The organism is Psychrobacter sp. UBA6739, from assembly GCF_002453835.1.
In the GTDB taxonomy this organism is placed as follows: domain Bacteria; phylum Pseudomonadota; class Gammaproteobacteria; order Pseudomonadales; family Moraxellaceae; genus Psychrobacter; species Psychrobacter immobilis_A.
The window spans coordinates 22,308-33,525 of the sequence record NZ_DKHR01000011.1 but is presented as its reverse complement, the minus strand read 5'-3'; the positions used below and the strand labels follow the sequence as shown (position 1 = coordinate 33,525).

The following is an 11,218-nucleotide window of genomic DNA, read 5'->3' as shown; positions in this document are numbered from 1 at the left end:
TAAACGGTATTGATGGCATCAGGGAAACCCTTTAAACCATCGACACAGGCAATGAGGATATCTTGTACCCCACGGTTTTGTAGTTCAGTAAGAACACCCAGCCAGAACTTAGCGCCTTCATTCTCTGAGAGCCACATACCAAGCAGCTCTTTCTTACCGCTAAGATTGACGCCTAGGGCTAAGTAAATGGCTTTGTTGATGATCTGCTTGTCTTGACGTACTTTGACGACGATGCAGTCCAAATAGACGATAGGATAAACACTGCTTAACGGCCGGTTCTGCCAAGCGGTGATGTCCTCTAATATGTTGTCAGTGACTCTTGAGACAAGAGAGCTTGAGATGTCGACATCATAGAGCTCTTTAATGCTCTCTACAATCTCGGTGGTGGTTTGACCCTTGGCGTAAAGGAAGATGATCTTGTCATCAAGGCCACTAATACGGGTTTGATGCTTGCGCACGAGTGTAGGTTCAAAAACGCCATGACGGTCTCTTGGGGTAGAGATTTCAAGATCGCCTGTATCACTGCGGACGGTCTTTTTAGTGTGTCCGTTGCGCTTGTTTGGTTTATCTGCTTTCTCATGCTTGGGGTAGCCGAGATGCTCTTCCATCTCAGCTTCTAAGGCAGTATCAATAAAGGATTGCATGAGCTGCTTTTGAAAATCTTTGATGTCATCGAAGCTGTTCATGCTACCAGCCATTTGCTCAGCCAGTTTCTTGATGTCAGTTTGGTTAGTCATTGCTTATTCTCCTGTTAGTGGATTATAAGCAGTTACACAGTTTTTAGGAAAGGCTCGTTTAGTCGAGTAGGGTGCGTTCTACAAAGATATCTAGGTTTTAGTATTTTAGTTACTATGCTGGGTTAAAAGCCCAGCTTATAAAAGCAAAAGAGTTTAGCACTCTACTAAGACGCAATATGAAACTGCTCAAGCACCGACTGAATACCGCGCTCCTCAATCGTACCCGTAACAAAGTCTGCGCGCGCAATCAACTCTTGCTTTGCATCACCCATCGCCACCGCATAGCCGACCAAGTCAAACATCTCTAAATCATTCATCCCATCACCAAACGCCATACACTCACTGGCATCTACCCCATAGTATTGACAGACGTCTTTAATGCCTCGCGCCTTGGATGCCTCTATCGGTAAGATATCTGCGCCGATATGATGCCAATGGACGAGCTTTAACTCGTACTGGGCAAAATCGACGTCCTGCATTTTCTCTTGTTGATTGTTAAAAAATACTGAGCATTGATAGACGGTATTCCCTTTATGATATTCAGGGTCAACGATAGAGTTTGGCGTGATGGCATTAAACTCGCGCAAGCGCTCATTTTCACCTGACCAAGCGAGATGGGTGGCAGAGTCAAACTTATGAATCAACTCGCTCTGCTGGCACAGACGCACGATGGTATCCGTTTGTTCAGCGGACAACGGATAGTGGCTAATCCGACCCTTTTTATCAAAACTATACTGTCCATTCATACAAATAATCGCATCTAAGACATCAGCTTCGAGCAAGGCTAAAATATCTGCTGGCAATATGGCTTTGGAGCGTCCCGTTGAAATCACCAGCTTAATATCAGTACCTGCAAGCTGCTCAAGGGTCGCTTTGTTGTGTTCGGCAATGATGCCATTGCGGCTCAAGGTATCATCGATGTCAAAAAAGATGATCTTGGGTGTCGGAGTCTTGATAGTCATACTTTCTTTGGCGATTTTGTCTTCGATAAACATGATGATCCTATTGTTTTTTAGTCGTTTCAATACCAATGATTTAGATACTACTACAACACGCCCAAAGAGATAAATACCTATAGAGTAACCTGCGATGATGCAAATGTGGCTACTGCTGCGGTATTTGCTTTGCTGGCATTGCGATTGATTTGCGCTTATTCGAAAGGTTAACAAAAACCCTAAACGATATAATTAACTTAATAGTGGCTATTTATTATAAGGTTGAGATTAACGATCAATATCAGTTAACAAAATGATGAACGATTTTTATCAGTGTATCCGCTACCTAAAGGAGTTAGTATGAAAATTTTTACCTTAAAATCAGTCACCACTTTGACGGCTTTAGCAACATTGGCACTATCTGTCAATGCCTTTGCAATGGATGTTAAGTTTAACGATGCTGCTTGGAATGGCAAAAAAATACCTGAAGGGCAGCAGTGTCTAAACTATGATGGCAAAAATCCAGCCACGCCGAGCATGACGGTCTCAAATATTCCGATGGGTGCGGAGAGCTTGGTTTTCGTTTACAGCGATGTGAGCAATAAACGTATGCAACATGGTGGACATGGTATTGTAGAGTTTAACCTACCAGAAGGTGCTACGAGTGCTGAGATTCCACGTGTGTTTGGGCACACTTATGAAGTGCCAGTCGGGATTGAGATGATCGCGGAATATCGTAGCCGTGCAGGGGAAGCGGGAGGGGCGTATAAACCGCCTTGTTCAGGTGGCAAAAACCATCTGTATACGGTAGATGTGCAGGCATGGCAAGGCGATAGTGTGCTTGCTGAGACAACGGTTAAGATGGGTCGGTATTGATGCCTTGGTCGTTTTAATGAGCGTAAAAAAGCCGTCTATACCGCGTGTATAGACGGCTTTTGAGTAAGAGTAAGTGATGTTTGCAACGACTGAGACATGAATAAGCGTGGGTCAGTCGTATGTTAGGGTTGAGGCCGTGCTATAGGAAGATATAGATTAGGCTTGTTAATTATTAGAATAATGATATCGCAGTCATTGTGCCAAGTTTTATAGTACAATTGTACTCTGAGAAGTATAGGCGTTCTAACTCATTAAAATTCCAATGGTTATTTCTAGAAATACAATGATGCTAGATGACAAAAAACCACTAAGAAAAAATTTTTTATTGATTATACTTTATCTTAAATTAGATCAGGTTTTTATAAATAAGGTTTCTCATGACTATAGCGACAAGCCATACTCCAGAAAGCAAAAAAAGAAGTGGCGAGCATATTCTTATCAAAATGACATATATCGCCAAAAATGTCGACCTAGATTCGGGGATCGAGCTGACTCGTGCACTTGAGTATTGGCGCAGATATTTTGAAGAAAACGATATCGTTTCAGCTTTAGTTATTAGTGAAGGTTATTTCGTTCAAAGTTTTCAAGGGACAAGACCCGCTATCAATATTGCCTTAGAAAAGATACTTGACGAGCACTCAGCCATTTTTCCTAATATTGTCAATATAGAGGAAATAGAATCGCGTCAATGGAATGGGTTTTTAGTGAAACATCTAACATCAAGCGCTGAAGATGAAGAGCATGCTCTAAAAAGCTTCTCAGCAGGTTCTGACTATAATCCCTATCTAATGACAAGTGCTCAGATTAAAAGCTTTTTGACAGCAGTTTTTAAAGATACCAAATCCAGCAATTTTTAGATAAGTTCTCTATTATCACTAGCGTAAAAAAGCCGTCTATACATTTTGTATAGGCGGCTTTTTGATGAGAGTAGGTTATGTTTCATATATAGATAAGATGTGCTAACTTAGTAATGAGGTAAAGTCTTGGTTGATGCTCGTAACATTTAACTGATAAGAACAACTTGGTCGGTATTATCTAATCAGCCCTACATGGTAAAAGCCCAGCTTAGGGTTGCTAATCTCGATGCTCCCAAACAACAGCAATCTTAGTACCTAGTATGTTTTCTAATTCTTGTAATATTTCTGGGCGAATAGATATGGTTTCATTAATATCGCTTTCAAATTCTTCGTTGTCATTGTCATCTAATTGCCAAAATCTATTAGTTGCTACAAAATCTCCAGCGGTCATCATAAATGGGCTAGTAATAATAATATCTGAATGGGTTAGTTCTAAATTTTCAACTGCATCAAAATAGGGTTCATGTTCACACTCAATAATATTTCCGTCAAAAAGCGAAAACGCTTTTTCTTTTTGTTCGTCGCTTATTACATGGTCTTGTTCTTTAACATAAATATAAACATGTTGCTCACTCACAATATACTCCCAAAAAGTTAAATAAATTTATTTTAGTTACTTGGAACTTAATTAATTCCAATTCGATTTTAAATATACTGATTATTTCAAAATTTAACTAATCTACAATAATATATTTTAGAAAATATAAGCATGGATAGGTTAGCTATATGGTGCGCCCAACACACTAACATAATAATAATCTCTAAAAATGGTGCACGGGGCGCACCATACGTCAACTAGGCTATTAATCGAGCTTACTCAAGCTCAAATAGCCAAACCAATCACCCAACCTCAACACTCGTCACATTCTGAAAGCCTCTTGGCAACTGACCACCACGATTGCCGCGCACACCCGTATAGTTAGCCAAATCATTTGGCTTGAGTGTCACATGGCGTTTGCCAGCGGTAATAATTAGGCTGTCTTGTTGACTGAGAGGCGTAATGGCGAGCACTTCCTCATTCTCTTTTAACTTGATAAGTTTATTGCCTTTACCGCGTGCCTGTTCAGGCAAATCATCAAGGGCAAATATCAGTAAATACCCCGCATTGGTCACGACAGCGATATGGTCAGGCGCTACCTTTGCATTGGTATTGTCACCGTCAGCATTGGCAGTCGTTTCTACTGGCGCATCGATACGGGCGACAGGGAGCAAGCGACTATCAGCCGCTAGGTTAATGATATTTTTACCTGCTTTTTGATTACTATCAAGATTACCGATGGTGTTGATAAAACCATACCCTGCGGAGCTAGCGAGGATGATGCGCTGATTGTCAGCACCAGTTAATAGCTGCTCAAAGCTAGCACCTGCTGGTGGTTTTAACACACTGGTCAGAGGATCGCCTTGACCACGAGCCGAAGCAAGGCTATGCGCGTCAATACTATAGCTGCGTCCTGTGCTATCGAGCACGTATATTTTCTCATTGGATTTGCCACGGACGTGCGCTTGATAGCTGTCACCTGAACGATAACTCATGCCAGCGGCATCGACGTCATGACCTTTGGCAGCACGAATCCAACCTGCCTTTGATAGGATGGCAGTGATCGGTTCGCTCGGTACAAGGTCAGATTCTTTTAATGCTTGCGCTTCTTCGCGCTCTGCTAGTGGTGATACGCGCTCATTGCCGTGTTCTTTCATATCGGCTGTCAGCTCATCAATCATCAGATTGGTCAGGCTGTCTGGATTGTCCAGATACTCTTGAATGATCGCGCGTTCGGCAGCCAGTTCATCTTGCTCGCGGCGCAGCTCAATTTCCTCTAACTTTGCCAGTTGACGCAGACGAATATCCAAAATAGCATTGGCTTGGATGTCAGTCAGGTCATAATCTTGCATTAACGATAATTTTGGATCGTCCTCTTCGCGAATGATGCGAATGACTTCATCAATATTAAGATAAGCAATCAGCAAACCTGCGAGGATGTGTAAGCGCTTGTCGATTTTATCGAGGCGATATTGCAAGCGGCGGGTGACCACTGAACGGCGACAAATCAGCCATTCATCAAGGATTTCTTTTAGGTTTTTAACCTGCGGCTTACCGTTTAGGCCAATCATATTCATATTGACGCGATAATTGCTTTCAAGCTCAGTACTGGCAAACAGATGGCTCATGACGCGAGCGACATCGACCCGTGTTGATTTTAGCTCAAGTACGATACGGCAGGCGTTTTCGTGATCTGACTCATCATGGATATCGGTAATCCAAGGCAGTTTTTTGTCCGTCATGAGCTTAGCGATTTGCTCTTGAATTTTATTACCGGATACTTGGTAAGGTAGCGCGTCAATGATGACGAGATTCTTTTCTTTAGGGTCAATATGGAACGTTGCGCGCATTTTATAGCTACCGCGTCCAGTCTCATACATCGCTTGCAAATCTTTTTTGCTGGTGATGATTTCAGCTGGAGTTGGCAAATCAGGCGCTGGTATCNNGTTAATTGCTTAACCGATAGCTCAGGATTTTTTAGCAAACGAATAGCCGCGCGTACCACTTCATTTAGGTTATGCGGCGGGATATCGGTCGCCATACCGACGGCAATACCAGTCGTGCCGTTTAATAAAATATTAGGCAGGCGGGCAGGTAGGGTGGTTGGCTCTTGCATGGTGCCATCGAAGTTATCTTGCCAATCGACCGTGCCTTGACCGAGTTCTGCCAGCAACGTATTAGCATAAGCCGACATTTTGGCTTCGGTATAACGCATGGCGGCAAAAGATTTTGGATCATCAGGACTACCCCAGTTACCTTGACCAGTGATCAGCGGATAGCGATAACTAAACGGCTGTGCCATCAGAACCATCGCCTCATAACAGGCGCTATCACCATGTGGATGATATTTACCCAAGACGTCACCGACGGTACGCGCAGACTTTTTCGCCTTAGCAGTTGATTTTAGCCCCAGCTCACTCATCGCATAGACGATGCGTCGCTGTACTGGTTTTAGACCATCAGCGATATTTGGCAGCGCCCGATCCATGATGACGTACATGGCATAGTTGAGATAGGCTTGCTCTGTGAACTCAGCGACTGAGCGCGTGTCCATCGGTTCAGTAGCAATGATGGGGGCAATCGTATGATCAATAACATCGGACATAAAATAGGGTTCACTTATCAGTTTTAATAGGTATAAATAATTGGTGCAAGCGTACAAATAGGATAGCGCTATCGTAAAGGATATTGGCAAAATTAAAAAGGCATAAGTCAGAATAGACGACAGGTCGTGACGTGCTGGATAATGATAAAGAGAGTACACGGCGTAACTTTGTGACCTTAACAGAGCTTGCTACTGCCCTTGATAGTAAAGGTAAAAAATAGTTAACGATAAAACACTATAAAGAGTATTAATGAATAAGTGTTTGCTAATAAATCGCTGAAAAATTATCGATTACTGCTATTAAGGTTTTGATAACTATGACATTATTGACCGTCAAGACAGTTTGCGAACTCAAGTAGCAATCTTTTATATTGAGTAGTCTGTATAAAGTGTGTATGTTAATGAACAGAGGGCTATTTACCGCTATATTGTTTGCTCATCACCATATGATTGCCTCACAGCCAAGCTTGCTATTACGATGACAAGCCTACGCTCTGAGTTTTTATATTTTTATCACACTGTGATTCGTATGGGTTGACGGTAGCGTACTATTACTAGGAGAGAAAAGATTATGGAAAATCACAGTAACCTAATTCGTCGTAACGATAAAGTATGGGTCAAAACTTACGAAAAGCTTGGTATTCAATACGATATTGATATGCCAGCCGCTAATACTTCTTTAATCGATATATTTGAGCAGAATTTTACGAAGCACGCTGGCAAGACAGCGTTTGTCTGTATGGATGCAAAACTCTCCTACGAAGATTTAGATCGTTATAGCAAACAAATTGCTGCCTACTTGCAATCACTTGGGTTAAAAAAAGGCGATAAAGTCGGCGTCATGATGCCAAATATTTTGCAGCTACCGGTTGCCGTATTGGGTGTGCTGCGTGCTGGCATGACCTTGGTTAACGTTAACCCGCTTTATACCTCAAAAGAGCTTGAGCATCAACTAACAGACTCTGATACCAAAGCATTATTTATTTTAGAGAACTTTGCCAAAACGTATGAAGACATTGGTAAGGACTTGGTTGATCATGTCGTCGTGACGTCGATGGGTGATTTGATGAGTCCATTAAAAGGCTTTATCGTCAATATGGTCGTGCGTCACGTGAAGAAGCTTGTACCTGACTATAACCTTAAAACCAGCACCAACTTTAAAACAGCACTGAATCGCTTCTCAGCCAAAAATTACAAACGTCCAGATAACATCTGCCTTGATGATATTGCCGTTTTGCAATATACCGGCGGTACCACAGGTGTTGCTAAAGGTGCAATGCTCACGCATGGTAATTTAGTCGCCAACCTGATTCAATGTGATACCTATCTTGGCGATGCTTTTGATAAGTTTGAAGGTATGGATGAGCAGCCAGTTATCATGACCGCCTTGCCGCTATATCATATCTTCTCGTTTACCGTTTGCGGTATGTTTGGCTTATATCGCGGCTGTATCGGGCTACTGGTACCAAACCCACGTGATGGCGCAAGCTTAATCAAAGCTTACAAAGATTATCCACCAGCGTTTTTCCCAGCGGTCAATACGCTGTTTAATGCGTTGGCAAATAGTGATCCATTCAAAGCCTTAGATCATAGCAAGCTTGAGATGTCGATGGGCGGCGGCATGGCAGTATTAAAAGACACCGCTGACAAATGGCAAAAAATTACTGGTAATGTGATCGTACAAGGCTATGGTCTGTCAGAGACGTCTCCTGTGGCGTCAGCAAACCCAGAAGGTACGGGCGAATTCTCAGGCAATATTGGTCTGCCGATGCCAGCGACAGACATGGCTATCTTGGATGAAGAAGGCAATGAGGTCGCATTGGGTGAGCGCGGCGAGATTTGTGTTCGTGGTCCACAGGTTATGAAAGGCTACTGGAAACGTGATGATGCTACCGCTGAAGTCATGACCTCTGACGGTTATTTCCGTACGGGTGATATCGGCGTGATGGATGAAGAAGGTTACTTTAAAATCGTTGATCGTAAAAAGAATATGATTTTGGTATCTGGCTTTAACGTCTATCCAAACGAAGTCGAAGATGTGATGTCAGGTCATCCAAAGATTTTGGAGTGCGGTGTCATTGGTATCGAAGATGAAAAGAGCGGCGAAGTGCCAAAGATTTATGTCGTGCGTAGTGATGACAGTTTGACTAAAGAAGAAGTGCTTGCTTATAGCAAAGAGAATTTAACTGGTTATAAGCGTCCTCGTTATGTTGAGTTCATCGATGAATTACCAAAATCAAATGTCGGTAAGATTTTGCACAAAGATTTGCGCGTGCTGGAAGAAAAGAACCACGGTTAATCAGCTAGCTTTCAGCGGCAGAGTATTTTTATGAGTGTCTGCTACTGTTTGTTAGGCACTCGTAAAGTCATTATGATAAGTCACCACGATACTAATGATAAAAACTAAAGCTACCAACTAACGCTACGAATTAAATCTGTAAGAAACTATCAGGATGCTAAGTTGTCGTGATAGTGGTGGTTGTGATACTGGGTGTCGTGATCCAAAAATGGTAAGGTTGCTGGTATGCTGCCTTATCATTTTTTGTATTTATTGCTTTTTTTGTCGCTATGACCCAGTCAGGTAGAGATAGAGAATTTTTAGCAAAACTGCTATAGTGCTTACCGACATATTTGTCTATTTATCGACGAGATGACGTTAGTTTTGCGCTATATCTCTGATAAAACTATCAGGGATAAAGGGGTTTTTAATTCGGAAATGACGAGTTATTGTGCTATTTATTAAGGACTTAACGTTGCGCTTTGATTGACAAAGCTTGTGAATGATAAACATTTTTTGTTACCACGTTTTTTATTCACAAGCTTCTGCTGTCATTGATCAATCACAAAAAATAATGGTGTTTTCATTAGATTATTCTACGTTTTTAACGGTAACATTTAGGGAAAATTATGACCGACAGTATCAATAAAGAGACCACAAACGATAACGCTGCAATGAATAATAAAGACAGCGTATTTCCTACTATGCCGACGATAGATAGTGACAGCCCATGGTTGAAAACTTATGAGCGTTATGGCATTGATGCGACTATCGATATGCCTGATGACAATACCTCTTTACTTGATGTGTTTGAGCGTAACTTTAGCCGTTATGGGAAAAAAACGGCCTATATTTGTATGGGTGCATCGATTAGCTTTAAGGAATTGGATTTATACAGTCGCCAAATTGCCAGTTACTTACAGTCATTAGGCTTGGTAACAGGTGATAAAGTTGGGGTGATGATGCCCAACCTCCTGCAATATCCAGTGGTTGCTTTGGGGATCATCCGTGCAGGTATGGTGTTGGTCAACGTCAACCCTTTATATACCAGCCGAGAGTTATCGCATCAGCTGCATGATAGTGGCACCAAAGCCCTGTTTATCGTAGAGAACTTTGCGAACACCTATCAAGAGGCAGAAGACAAAGGTCAGGTTGAGCATGTCATCGTTTGTAAGATTGGCGATATGCTAGGAACAGTGAAAGGAGCCGTTGTTAACCTCGTTGCGCGCCATGTCAAAAAAATGATTCCGGCTTATAGCCTGCCACACAGCGTGAGTTTTAAGCACGCTTTAAATGCAGTATCAGCCAGCAAATATAAGCGCCCTGATTTGAATTTAAGCGACGTGGCATTATTGCAATATACGGGCGGTACGACAGGGGTTGCCAAAGGTGCAATGCTGTCGCACGGTAACTTAGTTGCCAATATGCTACAGATTAGTGCATTGATGGACAGTGCATTTGATGATGATGTTGATGCCAATGATGTCATCCTGACGGCACTACCGCTATATCATGTATTCTCATTTATGGTCTGCGGCATGTATGGCATGTACCGAGGTTATGCAGGCTTGCTTATCCCAAACCCTCGTGATTTGGATGGTTTGATTAAAGAGATGGCCAAATACAAACCCGCCTTTATCCCAGCGGTGAATACTTTGTTTAACGGTCTAGTACACAAAGACGGCTTTGCAGACTTAGATTTCTCTAACCTAAAAGCGTCTATCGGTGGCGGTATGTCTGTCTTGCCAAGTGTGGCAAAAGAGTGGCATAAAATCACTGGTCTGCCTATCGTTGAAGGTTATGGTTTGTCAGAAACCTCACCAGTGGCTGCTTTTAACCCGATGACCATTGCTGAGTTCACGGGTAAAATTGGTATCCCTGCCTCTAGCACCGATATAATACTGATCGATGATGATGAAAATGAAGTCGCATTGGGTGATCGCGGCGAGATTTGTGTCAAAGGTCCGCAGGTAATGATAGGTTATCAAAATCGTCCAGAAGAAACAGCTGAAACGTTTACTGCCAATGGCTTTCTGAAAACTGGCGATATCGGTATCATGGACGAAAAAGGCTTTATCAAAATCGTTGACCGCAAAAAAGACATGATTTTGGTCTCTGGTTTTAACGTTTATCCGAACGAAATTGAAGAAGCCATGAGCGAGCATCCAGCTGTGGTAGAATGCGGCGCTATCGGTATTCCAAACGATGACCGCGGTGAAGAACCAAAGTTGTTTGTGGTCAAAAAAGGCGATGTGACTGAGCAAGAGTTGCTTGATTTTGGCAAAAAGCAACTGACTGGTTACAAGCGTCCGCGTCACATACAGTTCGTCGATGAATTACCAAAATCAAACGTGGGTAAAATCCTGCGTAAAGAATTGCGTAAGATGGAAGG

At 42.4% G+C, this 11,218-nt stretch carries 7 protein-coding genes and 1 pseudogene; 4 read left to right on the top strand and 4 right to left on the bottom strand.

From position 1 onward, the window contains the following. Both B2575_RS03185 and B2575_RS03180 read right to left on the bottom strand, forming a co-directional pair. Positions 1–737: IS256 family transposase (locus B2575_RS03185; protein ID WP_414707411.1), on the bottom strand; the 737-nt coding region annotated here is incomplete at its 3' end. A gap of 164 nt (positions 738–901) precedes the next feature. Then, a complete protein-coding gene (locus B2575_RS03180; RefSeq protein ID WP_296240098.1) occupies positions 902–1,732 on the bottom strand; it encodes a Cof-type HAD-IIB family hydrolase in 831 nt (276 codons plus the stop codon). Between the two features lie 300 nt (positions 1,733–2,032). Between B2575_RS03180 and B2575_RS03175 the strand changes: the two genes are divergently transcribed. Next, complete coding sequence (locus tag B2575_RS03175; protein WP_296240097.1) at positions 2,033–2,548, top strand: hypothetical protein; 516 nt, start codon at positions 2,033–2,035, stop codon at positions 2,546–2,548. A gap of 377 nt (positions 2,549–2,925) precedes the next feature. After that, positions 2,926–3,405, top strand: coding sequence for a BLUF domain-containing protein (locus B2575_RS03170; protein ID WP_296240096.1), 480 nt, complete (start codon positions 2,926–2,928; stop codon positions 3,403–3,405). Between the two features lie 217 nt (positions 3,406–3,622). Here the strand turns inward: B2575_RS03170 and B2575_RS03165 are convergent, their stop codons facing one another. After that, the gene (locus B2575_RS03165) at positions 3,623–3,982 is read right to left on the bottom strand and encodes a hypothetical protein (protein ID WP_296240095.1); all 360 of its coding nucleotides are present in this window, start codon (positions 3,980–3,982) and stop codon (positions 3,623–3,625) included. Positions 3,983–4,245: 263 nt separating this feature from the next. Continuing rightward, positions 4,246–6,548 (bottom strand): annotated as a pseudogene (gene parC, locus B2575_RS03160) (DNA topoisomerase IV subunit A). A 571-nt stretch (positions 6,549–7,119) separates the two neighbouring features. On the opposite strand from parC, the gene B2575_RS03155 reads away from it, so the two are divergent. Continuing rightward, the gene (locus B2575_RS03155) at positions 7,120–8,847 is read left to right on the top strand and encodes an AMP-binding protein (RefSeq protein WP_201582061.1); all 1,728 of its coding nucleotides are present in this window, start codon (positions 7,120–7,122) and stop codon (positions 8,845–8,847) included. 653 nt (positions 8,848–9,500) lie between these two features. Next, the coding region (locus B2575_RS03150; protein WP_414707412.1) for an AMP-binding protein at positions 9,501–11,218 on the top strand (1,718 nt) is incomplete at its 3' end.